This is a genomic window from Methylobacterium nodulans ORS 2060 (assembly GCF_000022085.1).
In the GTDB taxonomy this organism is placed as follows: domain Bacteria; phylum Pseudomonadota; class Alphaproteobacteria; order Rhizobiales; family Beijerinckiaceae; genus Methylobacterium; species Methylobacterium nodulans.
In genome coordinates, this window is record NC_011894.1 from 1,648,664 (window position 1) to 1,668,804 (window position 20,141).

Annotated in this window: 24 protein-coding genes, 1 tRNA gene and 1 pseudogene; 7 read left to right on the top strand and 19 right to left on the bottom strand. The window is 66.7% G+C overall.

The window, feature by feature from the left end; translation table 11 throughout:
- Positions 1-50: 50 nt before the first annotated feature.
- From MNOD_RS07540 to MNOD_RS07550, 3 genes are all read left to right on the top strand, one after another.
- Entirely contained in the window at positions 51-281 is a 231-nt protein-coding gene (locus MNOD_RS07540; protein ID WP_015928251.1) for a hypothetical protein, read from the top strand.
- A 43-nt stretch (positions 282-324) separates the two neighbouring features.
- The gene (locus tag MNOD_RS07545) at positions 325-771 is read left to right on the top strand and encodes a hypothetical protein (protein WP_015928252.1); all 447 of its coding nucleotides are present in this window, start codon (positions 325-327) and stop codon (positions 769-771) included.
- Between the two features lie 393 nt (positions 772-1,164).
- Complete coding sequence (locus MNOD_RS07550; protein ID WP_015928253.1) at positions 1,165-1,419, top strand: hypothetical protein; 255 nt, start codon at positions 1,165-1,167, stop codon at positions 1,417-1,419.
- Positions 1,420-1,754: 335 nt separating this feature from the next.
- Here the strand turns inward: MNOD_RS07550 and MNOD_RS41280 are convergent, their stop codons facing one another.
- Complete coding sequence (locus tag MNOD_RS41280) at positions 1,755-2,123, bottom strand: hypothetical protein (RefSeq protein ID WP_015928254.1); 369 nt, start codon at positions 2,121-2,123, stop codon at positions 1,755-1,757.
- Positions 2,124-2,289: 166 nt separating this feature from the next.
- Between MNOD_RS41280 and MNOD_RS07560 the strand changes: the two genes are divergently transcribed.
- The 3 genes from MNOD_RS07560 (at position 2,290) to MNOD_RS07570 (ending at position 5,080) form a co-directional block, all read left to right on the top strand.
- Complete coding sequence (locus tag MNOD_RS07560) at positions 2,290-2,550, top strand: PsiF family protein (RefSeq protein ID WP_015928255.1); 261 nt, start codon at positions 2,290-2,292, stop codon at positions 2,548-2,550.
- A 328-nt stretch (positions 2,551-2,878) separates the two neighbouring features.
- Complete coding sequence (locus tag MNOD_RS41285; protein WP_015928256.1) at positions 2,879-3,904, top strand: calcium-binding protein; 1,026 nt, start codon at positions 2,879-2,881, stop codon at positions 3,902-3,904.
- Between the two features lie 747 nt (positions 3,905-4,651).
- Positions 4,652-5,080, top strand: a complete 429-nt coding sequence (locus MNOD_RS07570) for a PsiF family protein (protein WP_244424679.1) — start codon at positions 4,652-4,654, stop codon at positions 5,078-5,080.
- A 365-nt stretch (positions 5,081-5,445) separates the two neighbouring features.
- Here the strand turns inward: MNOD_RS07570 and MNOD_RS47945 are convergent, their stop codons facing one another.
- The 5 genes and pseudogenes from MNOD_RS47945 to MNOD_RS48840 form a co-directional block, all read right to left on the bottom strand.
- Complete coding sequence (locus MNOD_RS47945; protein ID WP_015928259.1) at positions 5,446-5,601, bottom strand: hypothetical protein; 156 nt, start codon at positions 5,599-5,601, stop codon at positions 5,446-5,448.
- Positions 5,602-5,959: 358 nt separating this feature from the next.
- Positions 5,960-6,448, bottom strand: a complete 489-nt coding sequence (locus MNOD_RS07575; RefSeq protein ID WP_015928260.1) for a hypothetical protein — start codon at positions 6,446-6,448, stop codon at positions 5,960-5,962.
- Positions 6,449-7,236: 788 nt separating this feature from the next.
- Positions 7,237-7,455 carry a DUF6894 family protein gene (locus tag MNOD_RS07580; protein WP_015928262.1) on the bottom strand — a complete coding sequence of 73 codons (219 nt, stop codon included), beginning with the start codon at positions 7,453-7,455 and terminating at the stop codon, positions 7,237-7,239.
- Positions 7,456-8,420: 965 nt separating this feature from the next.
- Positions 8,421-8,933 carry a hypothetical protein gene (locus MNOD_RS07585; protein WP_015928264.1) on the bottom strand — a complete coding sequence of 171 codons (513 nt, stop codon included), beginning with the start codon at positions 8,931-8,933 and terminating at the stop codon, positions 8,421-8,423.
- Positions 8,934-9,139: 206 nt separating this feature from the next.
- Positions 9,140-9,334 (bottom strand): annotated as a pseudogene (locus tag MNOD_RS48840) (transposase); the annotation flags it as partial.
- A 70-nt stretch (positions 9,335-9,404) separates the two neighbouring features.
- Between MNOD_RS48840 and MNOD_RS07590 the strand changes: the two are divergent.
- Positions 9,405-9,605 (top strand): phage terminase, encoded by a 201-nt coding sequence (locus MNOD_RS07590; RefSeq protein ID WP_015928265.1) that lies wholly within the window; start codon positions 9,405-9,407, stop codon positions 9,603-9,605.
- 83 nt (positions 9,606-9,688) lie between these two features.
- On the opposite strand, the gene MNOD_RS07595 is transcribed toward MNOD_RS07590, so the two are convergent.
- From MNOD_RS07595 to MNOD_RS07645, 13 genes are all read right to left on the bottom strand, one after another.
- Positions 9,689-9,765: transfer RNA gene (locus MNOD_RS07595), tRNA-Arg, on the bottom strand.
- A 101-nt stretch (positions 9,766-9,866) separates the two neighbouring features.
- Entirely contained in the window at positions 9,867-10,574 is a 708-nt protein-coding gene (locus MNOD_RS07600) for a DUF7986 domain-containing protein (RefSeq protein WP_015928266.1), read from the bottom strand.
- The gene (locus MNOD_RS47950; protein WP_015928267.1) at positions 10,555-10,884 is read right to left on the bottom strand and encodes a hypothetical protein; all 330 of its coding nucleotides are present in this window, start codon (positions 10,882-10,884) and stop codon (positions 10,555-10,557) included. The genes MNOD_RS07600 and MNOD_RS47950 overlap by 20 nt, the downstream gene beginning before the upstream one ends.
- A 398-nt stretch (positions 10,885-11,282) precedes the next feature.
- Entirely contained in the window at positions 11,283-11,957 is a 675-nt protein-coding gene (locus tag MNOD_RS07610) for a DsbA family oxidoreductase (RefSeq protein ID WP_244424680.1), read from the bottom strand.
- 15 nt (positions 11,958-11,972) lie between these two features.
- Entirely contained in the window at positions 11,973-12,395 is a 423-nt protein-coding gene (locus MNOD_RS48845) for a tyrosine-type recombinase/integrase (protein WP_244424681.1), read from the bottom strand.
- Entirely contained in the window at positions 12,374-12,838 is a 465-nt protein-coding gene (locus tag MNOD_RS48850) for a hypothetical protein (RefSeq protein WP_244424682.1), read from the bottom strand. The genes MNOD_RS48845 and MNOD_RS48850 overlap by 22 nt, the downstream gene beginning before the upstream one ends.
- Before the next feature lie 189 nt (positions 12,839-13,027).
- On the bottom strand, positions 13,028-14,548 hold the full coding sequence (gene adh / locus MNOD_RS07620) for an aldehyde dehydrogenase (RefSeq protein WP_015928270.1): 1,521 nt from the start codon (positions 14,546-14,548) through the stop codon (positions 13,028-13,030).
- A 63-nt stretch (positions 14,549-14,611) separates the two neighbouring features.
- Positions 14,612-14,962 (bottom strand): DUF4396 domain-containing protein, encoded by a 351-nt coding sequence (locus tag MNOD_RS07625; RefSeq protein WP_015928271.1) that lies wholly within the window; start codon positions 14,960-14,962, stop codon positions 14,612-14,614.
- Between the two features lie 138 nt (positions 14,963-15,100).
- Positions 15,101-15,262, bottom strand: a complete 162-nt coding sequence (locus tag MNOD_RS46235; RefSeq protein WP_015928272.1) for a hypothetical protein — start codon at positions 15,260-15,262, stop codon at positions 15,101-15,103.
- 304 nt (positions 15,263-15,566) lie between these two features.
- The gene (locus MNOD_RS07630) at positions 15,567-16,544 is read right to left on the bottom strand and encodes an AraC family transcriptional regulator (protein ID WP_015928273.1); all 978 of its coding nucleotides are present in this window, start codon (positions 16,542-16,544) and stop codon (positions 15,567-15,569) included.
- 57 nt (positions 16,545-16,601) lie between these two features.
- Complete coding sequence (locus MNOD_RS07635) at positions 16,602-17,087, bottom strand: DMT family transporter (protein ID WP_015928274.1); 486 nt, start codon at positions 17,085-17,087, stop codon at positions 16,602-16,604.
- Positions 17,088-17,359: 272 nt separating this feature from the next.
- Complete coding sequence (locus tag MNOD_RS07640) at positions 17,360-18,199, bottom strand: class I SAM-dependent methyltransferase (protein ID WP_015928275.1); 840 nt, start codon at positions 18,197-18,199, stop codon at positions 17,360-17,362.
- Between the two features lie 547 nt (positions 18,200-18,746).
- Positions 18,747-19,601, bottom strand: a complete 855-nt coding sequence (locus tag MNOD_RS07645; protein ID WP_015928276.1) for a DUF1206 domain-containing protein — start codon at positions 19,599-19,601, stop codon at positions 18,747-18,749.
- Between the last annotated feature and the right edge of the window lie 540 nt (positions 19,602-20,141).

Sequence of the window (20,141 nt, forward strand, 5' to 3'; positions counted from 1 at the left end):
GGTGATCGATAGATTGCTCCTGTCCGATGGGACCGATGGAGCATCTTGTCATGAAAGAAGCAGCACAGCCGCATGTCTCTGCCAAGGATGAGAGCCTGCCTCTGGCCGAGCCGGTCGTTCTGACGCCGGAGGAGCTCGATGCCGCGGTGGGCGGATTGCTGGCGGCCGGCGGTCTCTCGCAGATCGTGAAGGGCGGGACGACCACGACCGGGCTGATCGTGGGCCCGTACTCGCCCCTGCGTTCGATCCTCCAGGCCAACACCCTGCTCAGCCAAGGCTGAGCCCGAGAGCCGCCGGCGGCCGGCACGAAGGAGGGTCCGGACCATGACCACCCGCATCGATTGTCCGAGTGCACAACCCGGCTCCCGGACGAGCCGCGTCTTCGGTGTCATGACCGGGCCCGTCTCGCGCAGGCGGGTCGGCTACCTGACGAGCACGGTCGAGGCGACGCCCGACCTGCTGGCGAAGTCGGGCGACGCGAAGCCGACCCAGGTGTTCCGGATCGCCGCTCCCTGCGCCAAGTCGGCCTGCAGGCACTTCAACGGCACCTGCAGCCTCGCGCAGCGGGTGGTGGATTTCCTCCCGCCCGTCGTGAGCGCGCTGCCGCCCTGCCAGATCCGCTCCACCTGCCGCTGGTACCTTGAGCAGGGCGCCGAAGCCTGCCTGCGCTGCCCGCAGGTCACCACGGACAAGGCCGATGCCACCGAGGAGGAGATCCGGATCGCCGATGCGGGCGACAACCAGCCCGGCCCGGGTCCGTCCGGCGCATGAGCGGGTCTCATGGAAGGAGATGAGAACTGGATCGATCGGGTGAAATCCTCGGACAGGGCCTGAATAGCGTCTTTTCATATCTGGAACATCGACGCAGGGATTTGCAGGCATCAAATATCTCCCCGAAGAAACGGGGCTGACATGCACAGGCGCGCGGGGACATCGACATTGTCCGGCGGCGGAACTCCGATCGGTCTGACGTCCGGCATCGTATCGGCTTACGTGACGAACAACGCGGTTCGCTCGGCGGAACAGCCGGCTGGCGGAGCGGTGTGCAGCCGCGGGCGCGTGCCGTTCGTCGCGGCGGAGTAAGGCCGGATTGTCGCCTGCCGGGATCCTGGGGCCGTCACGGGCGTTCCCACGCCTCTTCGACCCTTTCGGAGGTCTCGACAGGTGTCCCCGTCGCCGCTGCTTCCGCTGATCGTCACCGCTGGCTTTACGGCTGGCCTGTTCGTCATCACGAAGCTGGAGAGATGGGCCGACCTCGTCGGCGGCGTGCTCGGCGTCACCGCGGTCGGCCTGTTCTGCGTGCTGCTGCTCGCGGTCGCGCCTCCGGCACCCAAGGGGAGCGGCGATGGCCGCCCGAAGGCGCATGTTCCGGTCGGCATGATGGCAGGGGCCGAGATGGCCTGGACGGCCAAGCCCTAGAGGATGTCCGGGAGAAGCGGGCACCGGTTCTCCGGCCGCTTTTCTCTGCCCGGACATACGGCAAAGCAAAGACTCGAGAGTCTGTGGCGGGGCGCCTCCGGCCGAGCCGCATGGCGCTCTCAGCCGCGCGCCGGCTCCCGACCACGCCTGCTCTGCCGGGCCGAAGGCGCCTCCCGGATCCCGGCCTGTTGCGGCGTGTGGACGGGCGGGAGCCGCTCGGCCAGACCTTCGGCCACCCCGCAGAGCACCGGATCGCAGTGGCTCCCGAATGATCGGGGCCGGAGATCCGGCGTGATGAATCCGGGCCCGCCCTGGCCGGTGCGGGAGGGCATGGGTCAGCAGCTGCGGTGGAGCTGGAAGCCGTGCGGTCCGGCAAAGCCGGACACGCGGCAGCCGCCGAAGGAGCCCGAGAAGCCGTAGGCGTTCGCGCCCATCCTCCAGGTCGCGCCCCGTCCGCCGGGATAGCGTGCGGTCCGGTAGCCGTCCGGCTCCGCCGCAGGCGCGGGGCGAAGCGGCCGGTCGGCACGGCGGGGAGCGGGTGAGGGGGGCGGCGGCGCGGCGTCGGGCGGCGGGGGTTCGACCGGAGCCGCCGGGTCGGAGACCGCTGGCGGCTCGTTGCTGGCGAGGCTCAGGCCCGCGCGGGCATCCGGCGCGGCGGCCAGAGCGAGGGTGGCGGCGAGGCCGAGGAGAAACGTCTTCGTCATCGTGCTGCCTGATCGCGATTCGCCCGGGACCGCTGCGCCCCCGACGTCGATGGCAGCGAGTGTCCCGCACCGGGTGCGGCTCCGCGGTGCCCTGAAACACATGCGCCGAACCTTCGCCACGAAGTGCGCCGACGACTCCCGTGGCATGCAGCTTGGAGCAAGGCCGATGAAACACGCTCTCCTGGCACTGTCCGCCGCCGCGCTCCTGGCGGGCCTGTCGCTCCCCGTCGGCGCGAAGGACCCGCCGGCGCGGGCGGGTGCCGCCAAGCCCGCCCCGAAACCGGAGGCGCCTGGCCCTGCCGACGAGGCTGTGCCGGGAGTCGATCCCGCCGTGCTCGCTCAGTGCCGGGCCGAGGCGGATGACAAGCGGCTGAAGGGCGAGGCGCGCAGCACGTTCATGAAGTCCTGCATCGAGCCCGAGGATTAAGGAGCGGGGAGGGCGGCGCCCGGGCCTCCGGTCGGACACGGCGCGGGGCGTCGGACTGGTATTGCCAGACCACCCTTCCGTGCCGGTCCCCGCTGCCGAGCGCCGGCCGCACGCCGCGCGACCGCATGTCCACCAAGCAATTCTCCCGCTCCATTCAATAATCGTTGCTGCGCTGCAGCATAGATATGAATGAATATCCAACATATGTCGGTTCGTGCGGCATGATGTGCAGATTTGCGTGTGGAGCGCGTAGCAGAAATCGCCTCGGTGCCCAGGAACAATCGCGTTTGTGCCTGGTTGGTCGCGGTACCCAAAGGGGGGGACGCCCATGGCTATTCTCATCGGTACCGCGGGACCTGATCAGATCATCGGAACGAACGATTCAGATGTTATCGATGGTCTCGCCGGGGATGACATCCTGCTCGGTCTGCTCGGCAATGACCAGATCAACGGTGGGTCTGGCTTCGATCGTATTGATGGTCAGGCTGGTGATGACATTATTGATACGGGTGACGATACGGACTACGCCGCCGGCGGCCCGGGCAACGACATCATCTACGGCCGGGGCGGAAATGATCAGCTGATCGGCGAAGCCGACAACGACACAATCTACGGCAACGAGGGTGACGACTACGCTGCCGGCAATCCCGGCAACGACATCCTGTACGGGGGAGACGGCAACGACTTCTTCGTTGGCGAGGCAGGCTTCGACTATGTGAGCGGCGACAACGGCAACGATTTCGTCAAGGGGGGCGACGACGACGACACCGTGCTCGGCGGCACTGGCGACGATCTCGTCGAGGGCGATCTCGGCAACGACTTCCTCGACGGTGGTGCCGGACGGGATGTGCTCTATGGCGATGCGGGCAACGACCGCATCCTCGCGGGATTGGACGACGATCAAGCGCTCGGCGGGCTCGGTGACGACGTCCTGTTCGGGGAGTTCGGGAACGACTTCCTCCGCGGCGAGGACGGCAACGACTTCATCGGCGCGGGGGCCGGCAACGATGATCTATCGGGCGGCGCCGGCAACGACGCGCTCTACGGCGAGGCGGGCAACGACCTGCTGTTTGGCAATGCCGGCAACGACGAGCTCGTGGGCGGCACCGGCTCCGACACCTTCGGGTTCGGCCGCGGCGACGGCCAGGATCTCATCCGCGATTTCGTGACGGGCGGGCCTGAGCGGGACGTGATCGCCTTCAACGGCGGCGTCTTCACGTCCTTCGCCGCCGTCCAGGCGGCGACCCAGCAGGTCGGCGCCGACGCGGTGATCTCTTACGGCGCGGGCGACACGATCCGGCTACAGAACGTCCAGGCGTCGAGCCTGACGGCGGCCAACTTCACCTTCAGCTAAGCATCATTCGCCGAAGTGTCCCGCAGTTCGGCGAAGGATGCGGAAGCAAAGACATCCAAGCAGGGTGGTGCGGCTCCGCCCCGCCACCCTGCTTAGGATCCGGCCGCCGCGGCGGATCGCGCGGTGGACGCGGCGTGGGAGCCGGTGACCCGCAAGCCTCGCTCGATCCCAACGGCCTTGAGCATGACCGTCGGTTCCGTTCTCGGATCATCTCATCAAGCCTGTGGCATGACGTCGACAATTCGAGACGCATCGACGAACGGCCCGACGCGTCGGCGTTTCGGGCCGTCGGCACGACCCGAAGCAGAGAGCGTCCGGCCGCAAGGGACGACCGCCGGGCGCTCTGTGGCCGACGCCTCGCCTACCAGACGCGACAGACGCGCCGCGGTCCCCACGGAGTGGGATGCCACCAGCAGCGCCGCCCCCAGTAGGGACGCGGGCCGTACCAGCCGGGGCGCCAGTGGCAGCCCCAGGGACCGCAGACCCACCGCACATCGGTGATGGTGCTCCGGCCCTGTGAGGCTCCAGGCAGCATCGGCCCAAGTGGCGTCGCATTCGCCTCGCCGCCGAATATGAGCCCACCCATGATGAGAGCGGCAGCCGCCGCACTCGCCTTCCAGGTCCGAGTCATCTTGCTCTCCCTCAAGTCGTGAGGGCGATAGAGGCAGCGATCAAGTCAGGTTGGTTGCAGCACGAAGATCGACAGCATGTTTCCCGAGTATCGTTGCCGGATACGGGCGGTCAGGCATGCGCATTCGTCGTTGCGACATTCGCCTGTGCGCGGTTCGTCGGTGCCCGTTCATCCAGATTGGCTGTCCTGATATGCTGAACGTTCCGGCTGGAGGCTCGGACATGCGCTCTCTCGGTTTCGCCCTGCCCTTGATCGTCCTTCTCTCCGCGCCTGGCCTGGCGCAGGCGCCTGCTCCCTCTGCGGCTCAGACGGCGCGGCGCGAGCGGATGAAGAGCTGCAACGCCGATGCGGGCGCGCAGAAACTGACGGGAGATGCTCGCAAGAGCTTCATGGCCGACTGCCTCGCCGGGAAGAGCGCGACGGGCCCTGCCAAGGCACTCACGCCGCAGCAGGAGAAGATGAAGACCTGCAACGCCGAGGCGACCTCGAAGAGCCTGAAAGGCAAGGACCGGCAGGCATTCATGAGCACCTGTCTGAAGGGGTAGCTCACCGGGCGCCATGGATCGCGGGCGGGCCGCTCCTCCGGACGGTTTCATGAGTGGCGACCGCTGCGCCGCAGCGAGAGCCGAGGGGCCATGGCGCCCCAGCCATCACCTGCCGGCGGAATGTCGGGATGCCGTCTCTTGCGAGATCAGAGCCGGCCGGTTCGTGCCCGCGCAGCACGGGCCATCGCGATCGGCGAAGACGTGACGTTCCATGACGGCGTCTGTCTCGTCGCGCCGTCGCAAGGCCCTGCTTCGTCCCCGTCCAGCAGGGCGGGGCATCGTGGCGGGCGGCCGAGGATCACAGGCAAAACAAAACCCCGCTCACGGCCGTGCCGGGCGAGGTTGATGGGCTGAGCCGGAGCCGATTAGGCGGCGAGCTTCGCGGCCAGAATCTCGTTCTCGTTGCCTGCGACCAGCGGCAGGACAGGAGTCTTGGGGGTCAGGCGATCGGCGGCCACCAGCACCAGCGAAGCGTTCACGGCGGCGGCAGCGACGAGGCCGAGGAAGGCGAGAGCGATCATCTGAGAGGTTCCGAGTGGCGTTGTGCGACGCACCAAATATGGCACCGCACAATGCTGATTGGTATACCACATACTAGATGGAAGCCATGCGGCCTCGGCATGCCTCTTCACGCGCCTCAGTTCACGCGCTTCAGCTCCGCACCCGTTTCGGGTGATGGCCCTGGGACATGGGCCTCGGCCTTGCAGGCAGGCTGACGCCGGAGGTGGTCGGGTTCCCGCCGCAGCGATGCGCAAAAGGGATCGCGCTGCCGTTTCGCGGAAGCGGCTTGGCGCGCATGGTATTCGGCTGCCCCTATCCTGCCGATGGGGCTCTCGATTCCGCCCCGCCAAACCGGTACGCCCGGTCTGGGCCGGGCACTCAGTATTCGTCCTGCGGAGCGTACCGGTCAGCCAGCGCGGTGATCATCGTTTCCAGGCGCCTGAGGTTGTTTTCAGCGTCGCGCACCTTCCCCGACATGCACTGCGTGTGGGCGGACCGATACCACAGCAACATGGTATTGAAGTCCGTCAGGCCGGCAGAGACATGCAGGCGAGCACGACGTCCGACCTCGCGGTCGAACCACGGCCGAACCGCCTGCTCGATCTGGGCGCAGTGCGCCGCAGGCTCAGTGACAGCCGTTGCTTCGGAAGTGGGTGGCGACACCAGCATCGTTGCCCAGAATGCTGCTGTTGCAAGTGCAAAGGCCGATCCGAACAGTCTCAGAGCGGTTCTCGAACGTTGTCCGAGCCGCTTGGCGCGGCGCGACGCCGTCCATTCGAAGCGCGGCATTCCCAGAATGTCTTCAGGATGACAATAGGAGTAGTGAGCCGATCCGTCGGCATGCTGATGAGCGATGGGCTTCTGCATGGTAAGCTCCTTCTGTGGAGCTGCTGCACACCACGAAAGCGCTTAGACTCTCAAAGCCCTAAGCATAAGTTGCGACAGCATGAACGATTCGGCTGAACTCATGACGTCAGCCGTCGATCATGGTCGGCGTGCGGAACCGCTTACGGTGATCACCGTCAGCGGACTCGGCGGTCGCCGGTATGTGGCCTCTCACTCAAGGTTACGCATACGACACTGCAAGGAGCTTGGCTGCTGGTTCGGGCTGCAATATCGTATGTGGCGAAGCTTGAAGCAGGTTCTATTATGCCACGGCAGCGTTCTCGCTGAAAGGTTCTTTTTGCAGAAAAACAAGAATGGTAGCGCTTTCATTGCCAGCTGGGCGGTTACACGAAGGCGAGATCATGCATGTGGTGGATGCTTATTACATGGATTACAGCAATGGACCGCGCGTTCTGACGATTGGCGACCGCATCGATATTGCACAATCGGAATTGAGGGGCGCGATCTGCCGAATGCGGCGGTGGCGTTACTGACCCGCGTTGCTCATCGAGGGCGTCGCCTGCGTCGCGGCGTTCCCGGCCGCGGATCATGGACGTCCTCTTGGCCCGCGAGTTCTTGACCCGCGAGGTCGAGCCGGAGCGTCCGACGAGGCTATGCCGATGAGCAGGAAAGCGCCGCTTCACAGCCCTTGGCGCCAGATGCGCCGGCATCGTGGGCCCTTGGTGTGATGAGGGCGCTCCACACGTCCGAGGGAAAGACGACGGTCGATCGTGTCGCTTGGAGGCCGCTATCCGCGGCCTCCGCCGGCATCAAGAGATCGGGATGGTGACAAGGATCGTGTCCGCTCCCGCACGTATGATGAATTTCCAGCCCCTTCCGAGGCTGGCCAGCTCTCCATCCAAGCGCATCTCTTGTATCGCGGCTTCGGCTTGCTTCAGCGCATCTGCGAGGTCGTCCGCCTCCACGCCCTCGTTGTCGGGGATGGTGGTGCGCCCATCGGTGAGGTCGAAGTGGAAGCACTGCGCCACGTGGCTCCCTCCCGGTGCGGATTGCGATCAACCCTGATTGCCGTCCCACGCAGTCAACCACAGTTACCCCTGACCAAAACAAAATGTGGCCTGCTTTCTTTGTGTGCAATCAGACATGTAATGATAAGCTTCACTTACTTGTTACTATTTTGGGTTGGCGGTATGCTAGAAATAGGTAGGCTGATGCGCCTAAAGAAGCGCCGCTCTAGCTCGATGGTATGAGTCTGAAGGCTGTCCGGGTAAGTATACTCACCCCCAGTTTTGGAGACAGAAATGAATCTCATGCTGTCAGAGATCGAGCCGGAGCACAAAAGCGAAGGCATTTCCTCAAACGGAACAAATATTCGCACTCATATCAAGGATCTGATCAGGAAAATTGCCGCTATTAAAAACGAAACAAAGGCACAGATATAGGATTTTCCATGAATTAATAGTCATGCTTTGATTTCTTTGTCTGAGACCATGAGGAGTTCGCCTTGCTCGCAATGTCGTTCGAGACAGCGTAATTATCTTCAGGGCTTCAAGGACGGCGAATCTGCCGGGTGTGCACCGGGATGGGGCGTATAGAATTCTTCGCATGAGCAGACGAAACCGCCGTGGAGCAGTTCGGCGCTGCGGTCGGCATGAGCCGTGTCGCGTGCAGAGGTGGTGCGATTGCGCGCGGCGCGCTGCCGGCGAAGCACCCGCCAGAGGCAGACGGGCTCTCGGCCGCGCCGGGCCCGAGCTGCTGACGCATCGGGCCGTCGACAATCCGAGACCGGAACCAACGGTCATTTTCAAGGCCGGTTGGGATCAGTTCGCCACCAGCTGCGCCGACCCTGACGGATGAAACCGGCCGCAAGGGCGCCCCCATGGCAGCCTCACCGGCCCCTGCTGAGCGCGCTATTACAAGGTGCGGCGATCGCGGATCGCGCAGGCTGCCTCTGGCCGGCGGACGAGGCCGCGCAGCCGGTTCGGACCGAGAGTCAGGCAGTCCGAGCGATCAGCCGACGCGCGAAGGCCCGGGCGCGCCTCGCAGCAGCGACAGCCACTTGCCAAGCCCGGGTAGCCCGGACGGAGGCGAGCAGCGCCTCGCGCACCTGAACGACGAATCCGATCGCGACGGCGAGCCAGCTGATCGTGAGGAGCTTGGCGCGCCCTGCGTGGTAGATGCGCTCGACCAGCACGAAACTGATGAGATAGGCGCTGGCGAGGAGCGCGAGCCCGCCCCAGAGATGTCCCTCTGCCATCCAGATCACGCCGAGCACCTTCAGAGGCTCGACCCCGAGAAAGGGAACGGCGAGGAGCGCGAGAATCGCGTATCGCGGCAGGCGAGCGACACCGGCCTCCAGGCGGCGCACGAGAGCAAGCCGGGACAGCGCGTCGTAGAGGGGGCGGTAGAGCGGACGCGCCAGCTCCGCGCCGATGACGAACGCCGCGACCGCGATGTCGGCGAGGCCGAGCAGGGCGCGCATTGGCAGCGAGCGTGTTCGAGGCATGGCCGCTCCGGGAGACAAGGAAGCTTGGCAGGAGAGCCATGATGGCACAGTCGCTCGCGCCGAGCAGGGCCAACGCTCGTGCAGGAGTGTCGCAGACCGTCGGCTGCACGACGGCCGATGCTCCCCATGGGCCCGAAGGAGGCCCGCTCCACGGTTCCGATGCCAGAGAAAGAGGCGATCATCGCGCTTTGCGTCGGCACATGCTGCTCTGTCTCCAAGCCCTTCATTCGACGGACTTGGCTCGACTTCAAGCCTCCGTACTCTTTGCGCCATCGATAATACGTCACCTCGGTCACACTGATGGCGCGGATTGCTGCCGCCACAGTCCGACCCTGAGAGATCAACAGGTCCGCCTGCCGCGGCTTGGCGACAATCTCCTCGGGCTTGGGTCGCTTGGCCATCTCGTCCGTCCTTCAGGCTCACAATCCATGCCAAAGAGCGGACCATTCCTGTGGGGGGATCAGGCATCCGGTGCTGCGCTGGTGCGTGCACAACGCGGTGCCGGTCTACGGCGACACCGGGCTTCCCTACATCTCGAAACGGAAGAGCACGCAGGCGATCGATGTGCTGGTGGCTGCCGCAATGGCAACGGGCCGGGCCGAATCAGGCGAGGGCGGGCGCTCGGCCTTCGACGAGGCCGACTTCGATCCGATGTGGTGCGTCGCGCTTTGAGAAGCGCCTAAAAGGCGCTGACACCACAGTGACACCCGGGTGTCTGACGAAGGTGACACAACACGCTAAGTCATTGAGGTTGTTGGCGCACCCGACACGATTCGAACGTGTGACCTTTGCCTTCGGAGGGCAACGCTCTATCCAGCTGAGCTACGGGTGCTGACCGCGGCCCCTCAGTAGCGCAAGAGGCGGCAGGGTGCAACGGCGAAGGAGAGATTGAATCCGCTCAAGGGGATCCGGCGAGCCCTCCTCAGGCAAAGGTCACACGGTCGAATCGTGGCGGGTGCGCCAGGCAGCGAAGGATGGAGCTGCCGCGGGCCGGCAATGCGCCCCGGATGCGGACGGAGTGCGCTGCGGTCGAAGGCATGTGCCGCTCGTGCGCCGCCTGCGGGTCCGTATGGCCGAGGAGCACGATGCTCCTGAACCCGGACCGGTGCGGAGCATCGACGCCTCGACGAAGGCAGCGAGAATATCTGGGACATCGGTATCACGCACACGCCGTGCCAGGATGTGGTCCGCATACAGCGCTGCTGCCAGTGAGGAGCGCACGGGCAGCCGAGCCCCGTTCGCGACCGCCGCCGTGCAGACCGCGACCATGCCCTCCTCGGGCTGGACGATGATGCCGAAGCCCGCGTGAAACGGGCCGGCATCGAACAGTCTCATCCCGATCACGAGGTTCTCCGGCGCGGAGGCTTCGAGGCTCTCGTCGAGTAGCCAGAGCCGCCGTCCCGCAGCGAGCAGATCCTCGAGCCACACGCCCGCGTGCTCATGCCACTCGGCCACTCGGAAGGTCGAGAAGAACGCACCTGCAAGCCGTGGAGCGAGGTCCTGCTCCGGCGGAGCCAGAGCGGCGAGGCGGTCGCGCAGAAAGCTGTCGAACACGCGTCTTCCGCGCTGGTTGAGCTCGAACAGCGCGATGTCGAAGAGCATGTTCAAGACCGTTTCGTCCTCAAGCTGCGCCTGATCCATGAGGTTGAGTTGCTTCGCGGAGGCCGTTCGAGGCGCCCCGCGACGCTTCCGGATCTTCCGTCGCACCGAGCCGCTCCTTGAAGCGCCAGTGCGGAGCCGCGTCATCAAACATGCCGATCTTCGCGCGGTTCGCCGGCTGCACCCCGCCTCCGAGCCAGGAGATGAGCGACGCGGCAACCCTGTCGACCGGTCGCATGCCGGTCGCGTTCGGCACCAGCGTCGGCTGGTCGAGGGCGACGAGGCGCAGACTGCAGGCGGCGCCCTCTGCTTCGATCGCTGCGAGGGCTGCGTCAAATGACGTTGGCGGCACGAGTGTGCGGCCTCCGGCGCATGATCGAGGCGGATCGTGCAGATCGCGCCCGGCGCGCGGGGGGTGTCGGTCCAAGCCGAGTCGAAGCCGATGATACTTATCGCCCCGGCTACGCTCACGGGCGGCTGCCCTGAATGTGAGACGCACCATCTTCTGGCAGCTCCCGCTCCTTCGGCACCTCACCCAGGCGCTTACAATCTGTCGTTCGGCTCACGGATCTCGCGCCCCGGGGGACCGGAGCAGGTCTTCGACGACGCCAAGACAGTTCGGCTGTTCGAGGTGATCGACGAGCTGAATCGGAGTGCGGTGGCGTGACAGGGCAACTTCGGGAGAGGAAGAACGCGAAGAAGCTGTGAGCGTCCGTGGGTTCGCGCATGTCGTGTCGCAGATGCTTTCCGTCAATCGTTCTGCCTGTTCTGGATCATCTCCACCCACTGCTCGGTCGGCTGCGCGCCCGAGACGGCCCACTTGCGGTCGACGATGAAGAACGGCACGCCCGTGACCTGCATCTGTGCGGCTTGCTGTTCAATGTTCTCGACGAGCTGCGTTAGCTTCTCGCTGCAGAGCGCCTCGACGACGAGGTCACGATCGAGGCCTGCCGCTACGCCGATATCGAGCAGCACGTCGGAATCGCCGATGTCCCGACCCTCCTCGAAGTAGGCGCGAAAGAGCGCGCCTACGACCGGGTCGGCGCGTCCCACATGCATCCCGGCTGCGATCAGCATGTGGGCGCGTCGCGTGTTTGGCGTCCGGGTCATCCTCTCGAAGGCGAAGCTGATGCCGTCCTGTCGCCCGAGCTCGGCCATCTGCGCGTCGAGCTGGGCGCTTCGCTCGGCCCCGAACTTCCGGGCGCGGTAGAGGGCGCGCTCCATGCCCTCGGCCGGCATGTCGGGGTTGAGCTCGAAAGGCAGCCACTCGACCGCGGCGGTCTCGCGCAGGCCCAGCTGGTCAAGGGCGCGTTCGAGCCGGCGCTTGCCGAGGTAGCACCAGGGACAGATGACGTCGGAGAAGACGGCGATCGTCAGCGGCATGGCGGGCTCCTGCTCCTGCTCGACGTGGCTGATGGTGGTCACGAACGCTCGTCCTGCTCACCCAGGATCCGGAGCACCTGTAGGATGGGCTGGGAGCGTCGCTGAGCAGCTTGGCAGGGTCGAGGGCCAGGGGGTGGATAGCTGATCGTGTGCATGCCCGCCAGCGGCCTCCCCAGCGGTTTGGCCCCGGCAGATCAAGAAAATGCGTTTCTTAGGCGAAACGCCAAGGGCCGACCGCCATAAAGAGCAAGTCGCGGCGCCGCGCTCTCGAAACCACACCAGAAGGAACCCAACGGATGACCTCCTCATCCGAATGCATCGGGTCGAGAGTGGGACATCGCGGCTGCTGCCGTTCTTCGTCAGGGGTAGGTGCGCGATGCGCTGATCGAGGTCGACGTGCTCCCAGCGGAGCGACAGCAGCTTGCCGCGGCGCATGCCGGTCTCGATGGCGAGCACGATCAGCGGTCGGAGATAGCGCACCCGTCCGGCATCGGCAGCAGCGGGGAGGATCTGCTCCTCGTTGCCTTCTGGACGAGCGTGCGGCCTCGTGGAACGGCAGGGCGCCTGACCAGCTTGCACGGGTTCTGGGCGAGGTAGATGCCCCACTCGCGGTGCGCCGTGTCGATCGCGTGACTGATCGTGTTCAGCTCGCGGATGACAGTCGCGGGCGCGACGGTCTTCAGGCGCTCGTCGCGGTAGGTGGCGAGGTCCGCGGTCGAGAGCAGGGCCAGGGTCCGATGACAGATCGGCCGCCGCAGGATGGCGTTGATGCGTGCCATCTCCGAGACAGAGCTGCGCTTCTTGGGCGAGACCTCGTCGCGGTAGCGCGTGAGGACCTCGGCGAGTGTCCTGCTCCCGGCCGGACGGGTGTCGGGGAGAGCGCCGCAGCGGTCGAGCTCGGCTTCGAGGTTGCGGGCCGCCAAGGACGCGCTGCCAAGGTTCGTGTGCGAGATGTGGTGAGCGCGATTCGCACCCCTCCCAAACAGAGCTGACCGTTTTGAATTGTGAAGTGATCATCCAGCGCCTGTCGAGCATCCAGCTCAACGACGGTCTACAGGCCTCATATTGCGGGTCCCGCCGGCCAAACGGCCGGCGGGGCCGTACCGGGATGCTCAGAAGAACCCGAGCGCCTTGGGCGAGTAGCTGACCAGCATGTTCTTGGTCTGCTGATAGTGGTCGAGCATCATCCTGTGGTTCTCACGGCCGATGCCGGACTGCTTGTAGCCGCCGAAGGCCGCGTGAGCCGGATAGGCGTGGTAGCAGTTCGTCCAGACGCGGCCGGCCTGGATCGCCCGGCCGAAGCGGTAGGCCCGGGTGATGTCGCGGGTCCACACGCCGGCCCCGAGCCCGTAGAGCGTGTCGTTGGCGATCGCCAGCGCCTCCTCGTCGTCCTTGAAGGTCGTCACCGACAGCACCGGCCCAAAAATCTCCTCCTGGAAGATCCGCATCCGGTTGTGGCCCTTGAACACCGTCGGCTTCACATAGAAGCCTTGCGCGAACTCGCCCTCCAGCCGGTTGCGCTCGCCGCCGGTGAGAAGCTGCGCGCCCTCCTGCTTGCCGATGTCGATGTAGGACAGGATCTTCTGGAGCTGCTCGCCCGAGGCCTGGGCGCCGATCATCGTGGCGGGATCGAGCGGCGAGCCCTGCTTGATGGCGTTCACGCGGGCGACCGCCTTCTCGATGAAGCGGTCGTAGATCGCTTCGTGCACCAGCGCCCGGCTGGGGCAGGTGCAGACCTCGCCCTGGTTGAGGGCGAACATCGTGAAGCCCTCCAGCGCCTTGTCCAGGAAGGCGTCGTCCTCGGCCAGCACGTCCTTGAAGAAGATGTTCGGCGACTTGCCGCCCAGCTCCAGCGTGACCGGGATCAGGTTCTGGCTGGCATACTGCATGATCAGCCGGCCGGTCGAGGTCTCGCCCGTGAAGGCGATCTTGGCGATCCGCGGCGAGGAGGCGAGCGGCTTGCCGGCCTCCAGCCCGAAGCCGTTGACGATGTTGAGCACCCCGGCCGGCAGCAGGTCGCCGACGATCTCGGCCAGCACCAGCACCGAGGCCGGGGTCTGCTCGGCCGGCTTGAGCACCACGCAGTTGCCGGCCGCCAGCGCGGGGGCGAGCTTCCACACCGCCATCAGCAGGGGGAAGTTCCACGGGATGATCTGGCCGACCACGCCGAGCGGCTCGTGGAAGTGGTAGGCGACCGTGTCCTGGTCGATCTCGGAGAGCGAGCCCTCCTGCGCGCGGATGCAGCCCGCGAAGTAGCGGAAATGGTCGATGGCGAGCGGGATGTCGGCGTGGGTGGTCTCGCGGATCGGCTTGCCGTTGTCCCAGGTCTCGGCGAGCGCGAGGAGTTCGAGGTTCTCCTCCATGCGGTCGGCCATCCTGTTGAGGATGCGGGCGCGCTCGGCCGGCGCGGTGTGGCCCCAGGCCTCCTTGGCGGCGTGCGCGGCATCGAGCGCCCGCTCGATGTCCTGCGCGTCGGAGCGGGCCACCTCGCAGATCACCCGGCCGGTGAGCGGCGACGTGTTCTCGAAGTAGCGGCCGCCGGCCGGCGCCACCCACTGGCCGCCGATGAAGTTGTCGTAGCGCGCGGAGAACGGCGAGGCCGTCGTGCCGTGCAGGAATTCGGGCTTGTTCATCGTATCCCTCCCCAGCTATCTCCGACAACGGAACTGTAGAATTCCAGGCCGCTGTCAAGTTTGCTAAGGCGATAGCTGCTTTCCCCCTGTATGGATGCCCCACCGCGGACCGCATTGATTTAGAGCAAATTCAGCGCACGTTTGGATCGCCTCTGCGGCCAAGATGATGTCGGTCCGCTTTAGCGAGGCGGTATCGGCCTTGAGCGCCGCGATTAGGCCCTCGCTCGGCGATAGGTCGCGCGTCAGCACGACGGCAAAATACTGGAAGACGATGCCGAGTCCGAAGGCGAATACGAAATCGAGGAGCCAGACCGCATACATCTTCTCGGCGAACAGCCACTGCCGGCCGAACCAGGCTACGCACCGCTTCTCGGTCGGCTGGCGCTGCCGACCCTCATGGCCCGCGAGCGTCACGAGAACCCGCTACGCCTGCCAGGGCTGAAGCTACCTAACGAAGCCCGCCAGCAGGCCGTTGATGGGATCCTGGGAGTATCTCATCAGCGTGGCGATCCTGCGCGTGATCATCCTGCTGCTCGCCGGCCAGCGCACGGGCTACGAGACCTGGATCCAGACCTCGATCACCGCCGGCCGTGGGTCGCGCGCCTCTCTCACGCGCCGCAGGATCGGCCAGGTGCCCCGCCGGCCGAGGATCGCCACATGCGCTACGACGCCAAGGAATTCGCCGAGCGCTACCGCGAGCGCCCGCAGCTCCACCGCAGGGGGATCCAGTAGTTCTCCTACGACGAGATCGTCACCGCGCGGCCTCGGCCCGCAAGGAGCGGCGGAGGTTCAAGCTCCTCTGCCGTAAGCGCTCGGGGAGTGGCCCTTGTCGTCAGGCGGCCGCGCGCGAAATCAAGACTCAATACCGGCGTGCCCGCCGCAAAGCACGAGTCAAGCCAAGGGTGCGCCGGTATGAGTTGCCCGTCCGTTCGCGCGAACCGGACACTCGGAGCAAGTTCGTGTTCTGCCCCGTAAGGGGGATCCTGCCGCGGAATGCGACCGACATCGCGGGAACGCCTCAGCCGGACCGCCATTCGCTCGGTGACCGGCCGGAGAACTTCTTGAACGCCCGGCTGAACGCCGCCTCGGAGTCGTAACCGACTTCCTGGGCCACGGCGACGACCTTGGCGCCCCCCTCGCTCAGGCGCCTGGCCGCAAGCTGCATGCGCCATCGGGTGAGATACTGGATGGGAGGATGGCCGGTCAGCTGGGTGAACCTGCCGGCGAGCGCGGAGCGCGACGCGCCGCACGCGGCGGCGAGGTCCTCGAGCGTCCAGGCCCGGGCCGGCTCGGCGTGCAACAGCGCGAGGGCACGGCCCACCAGCGGATCGCGCAGCCCGGACAGCCAGCCGGTGCGCCCGGGGTCGAGCCGGTCCATGTAGGTCCGGACCGCCTCGATGAGCATCAGTTCCGACAGCCGGTTGAGGACGCTCTGGGCGCCCGGGCGCCGGTGCCTCGTCTCGTGCGAGAGCAGGAGGACGAACTGGTTCAGCAACCCGTCCGTCGCCGGCGACGCGCCGCGTCCGACGCGCACGAAGCGCGGCAACGCCTCCAGCAGCGGATTGAACGGGCGCACGTCGCAGCTGAAGAATCCGCAGATCACGTGGGCGTCGCCCGCGCCGCCTGTGCCGGCCCGTAGCCGTATCGGCAGGCCGCCGACCTCGTACGGCCGGCGATGGACGTCGAGATCGGGCTTGGCGCGCATTCCCGGCGCGCTGGAGACGGCGTGCGGCTCGCCATGCGGGATGATGGCGATGTCGCCCTCCTGCAGCTGGACGGGCTCGAACGGCGCACCGTCGACGATGGAGATCCAGCACGAGCCGCGCGTGAGCACGTGGTATTCGATCGCGTGCTGGGCGCCGGGCAGAACGGCGCCCGCGATCTGCGCCGATGGCGGCGCCTCCGCGACCCATGGCGCAGCGGCGGTGATATCGAAGAACACCGAGCCGGTCAGCCGGACCGCCGAGAGCACATCCGAAAGCACATCCGCCGTCATGGCCAGGAGCCTCAGATCCCCGCGCGAATCGAACCTCGGCCGGGCCGATCGCCGGACTCAAAGTAAAACGCGGCGCGGGTGTTCACACGCCTGCCATCGGCCGGGCTGCCGGGTCACCGCACATCCGCGGCGCGCCCAGGCGCCGCTGCCCACGACGATCCCCGAGATGGCGAGCGCCCTGCCGGCGACCAGTTCGGTGGTCAGCGACTCTCCGAGAACCACGATCCCGAGCACCATCGCGGTCATCGGATTGAGCGTGAGATACAGGACCGTCGTGGTCGGCGCGAGCCAGCGCAGGGCCCACATGAAGAGCGGGAACTGCACGGCGCCCGCGATGGTGCCGAGGAACAGCACCGCGATCCAGCCATTGGAGCTGAATGCCGGGAGGGCGAGGCTGCCCTGCTGGACCGCGACGATCGGGGACAGGGCGGCGACCGCGAACGCCATGGCGACCGCGGTGACGAAGATCGGGCCGTGGCGCACCAAGGTGGCGCGGCTGAACCTCGCGCTGATGCACGGCTCCGCCTTCGCCGGCGATGGCATGGCGGCGCTCCGCGCCCTTGCCGAGGACTACGACCGCCGCATCCTCGGGCCGGGCGTGGGGCGCCAGCTTGGCCATGGCGGGATAACCCGAGGGGCCCGTGCAACGGACGCGGCCATCCGCACGCGACCGGGCAGCCGGCCCCGGAGCGGTCGGGATGCGAGATGGTCGGGAGACGTGCCGCGCCGCCCCTCATCGGGGCGACGCGGCGAAGGCATTCAGGCTTCCGGCAAACGGTGGCTGGTGCCGCCGGCTGCTGTGGCCTGTCCCGTCCTCACCGTCGTGTCACGACGACTTCCAGGTATTCGCTCGGCACGACCATGGTCGCGTCGCCGGACTTGTTGAAGCGCCCGATCAGGTCGGTGAGGTCCTGCGCCAGCGTTTTCCTGCCGGTGGCGTCGAGCGCCTCGAAGGCCTTCAGCATCGGGCCGTAATACGTGCGGAAGATGTCGAGGAAGTGCTGTGCCGAGCGGTAGCGGAAGACGAAGTGCCGGGACTGGGCGACGAGCGAGGACGCGTCGGCACCAAAGGCCTTCTCGATCCACTCCGGGGTTCCCCAGAGGGCCGGCGACTTGAGGCCGGGCGGCGGGGGAAGATGTTTGCCGATCGTCTTGAACATCTGGCCGATGAAGCCATCGGGCGTCCAGTTGACCAGGCCGATGCGGCCCCCGGACCGACACACCCGCAGCATCTCGCCCGCGGTGCGGCCCTGGTCGGGACTGAACATCGCGCCGAAGGTGGACGCGACCGCGTCGAAGGACCGGTCCGCGAACGGAAGGTCCTCGGCGTCGGCCTTGCGGAACGTGACGGCCACGCCCTCGGCCTCGGCCCGCCGCCGCCCGCGATCCAGGAGGGTCTCGACATAGTCCGTGGACGTCACGTCGCACCAGCGGCGGGCGGCGGCGAGCGTGAAGTTGCCGTTGCCGGCGGCGACGTCCAGAACGCTCTGCCCCGCGCGCAGCTCCATCGCCTCCGCGAGTTGCTCGCCGACGATCTGCAGCGTCGTGCCGACGACGGCGTAGTCGCCCGACGACCAGGCCAGCTGCTGCCTGGCCTTGATGGCCTTGAGGTCCGGCGTGGCCACGGCCGGGCGGCAGTCGATGACGGTGCTCATGGTATCCCCTCGTCTTCTTGTGTGTTCGCTCCGGCCGTCCGCCGATGCGTCGGGCTTGCGGGGATCACCACTACTGCCGCCGACCGGCCAGGCGAATGGCTGGGCTGCCAGACTTCGTGCTCGGGCGTCCAAACCCGCTCTGGTCGTGTTCAGGTCAGTGCAGCGGGAGAGGCGCGCATTCGCGACGGCGTGCCTGCAGCACCTGCGCTGCCCCGTCTGCTGGTGGTGGCCGAGACCGGGCTGCGTGCAGCGGGACAGGTCGGATGTCCGGTCGCTGCACGCTGAGAGGATGGCGCGGGTGACGCGGACCGAAAAGGATGTTGTTGCTGCACACGCCACGGAGCCTCGGCGACGGCGAGATCACACATCCACGCCGGAGGCATCAGGCAGAGGAGGGTGAGCAGCGAAGGGGCGGGCATCGCGCCCCGGATGCGGATGGTAGCCCGAGATCCAGGGAGCGTGCCGTTCCCGGCCGGCCCTGCGTGCCTCGACCGAGCCCCCGCCGAATTGCCCCTCATCCTTCGCCGATGCGACGGCGCGCGCCCGATCAAGGGCTGGCTGCTCCCGAGACAGCCTTCTCGATCGCAGCCTTTGCGTCGGAGGCGTCCGGCGGGTCGATATGGCGGTATCGGGCCTGGACGAGCCCAAACAGCCCGAAAGCTGCGAGACCGAGAGCCGTGACAGCCAGAATCGCCCAGCCGTAAGGCTGTTGTTGCAAGACGTGCAAGGCTCCGCCGAGCCCTTTGGCCTCTCGCGAACTGCTCTGAATGGCAGCAAGGACCAGGAACACTCCGACCAGCACGAACACGACACCGCGCGCCGCGAAGCCGAGCCGGCCCATCGGAACCGCCCACCGCCGAACCTCGGCAGGAGGCGCGAGCCGCTGCAGCACGTCACCCTTCCAGCCCTTGAGCAGGAAGGCAAAGCCGACCCCGATCACCACCAAACCGACCAGTCCGATCGCCCATTGCCCGAGAGGCTTCTCGAGCACCCATGCGGTCCAGTCTTGCGCCGCCTGATCATCTCCGCCGCCGCGGCGCCGGCCAAGAGCGAGCTGGGCAGCCGACACGGCCAACCCGCCGTAGATGACGCCGCTGATCATGTGCCCGGTCCGGGTCGCGAGAGCCTTGTAGGACCTGCCGAGATGATCGGCGTCCGTCGCCGCCTCGACGACGCGCCAGACCGCAAAGCCGATGAGACCCGCTGCAATCAAGCCGAGCCAGACACGGCCGAACGGCTGGCCGAGCAGCGTGGCGAGGGCGCTGCGGCTTCCCCCCGCTTGCCCGCCGGAGCCGATTGCAGCCAGAACTGCGAGACCACCAACGAGACAGTAGACAACACCGCGAGCTGCGTAGCCGAAGCGGGCGAGCAGCTCGAGCGTGCGGGTTTCCAGCCGGCGCATCACCGATCTCCATCCCGGCGGCGGGGAGGCACAGAGAACGGTGAAGCGCCGATGGTGTTCCGGCCTCATGCAGGTGGCGGCAGCACAGTGCTCCTCGCTTCGCAGCAGAGCGTCTTGCTTCAACGTCGCCGTCGGATGGCGGATTGCTCGGACATCCAGCCTGCATCGGGCAGAACTGCAGCCGCCGAAGTGAATCCCCGCGATCCTTCCGTCAGACCCGCCGCTGTCCCGTGCACGCACCGGCCCGCAGCAGTCCCGCTCAGGTCGCGATGCGGCCATTCCCGCAGCCGCGGAGCGGGAGCAGCCGCGGAGCGGGATCGGACTGGAGCCTGTCGGGCCCTTCGAGAAGCGCCTGACAGACTCTCGGTCTGTGATGCGTCGGATGTCCGGACGGAGAAAAGGTGCCGGAGAACCGGTGTCCTCTTCTCCGGGACATACTCTAGTAAGGGGACTGTGTCTCGGGGGCGGGGGCAGGCTGGATCTGCAACGGCTCACGCTCGCCGGCAGGTCGCGAGGGAGAGCGCGGAGCGCTCGGTGGCC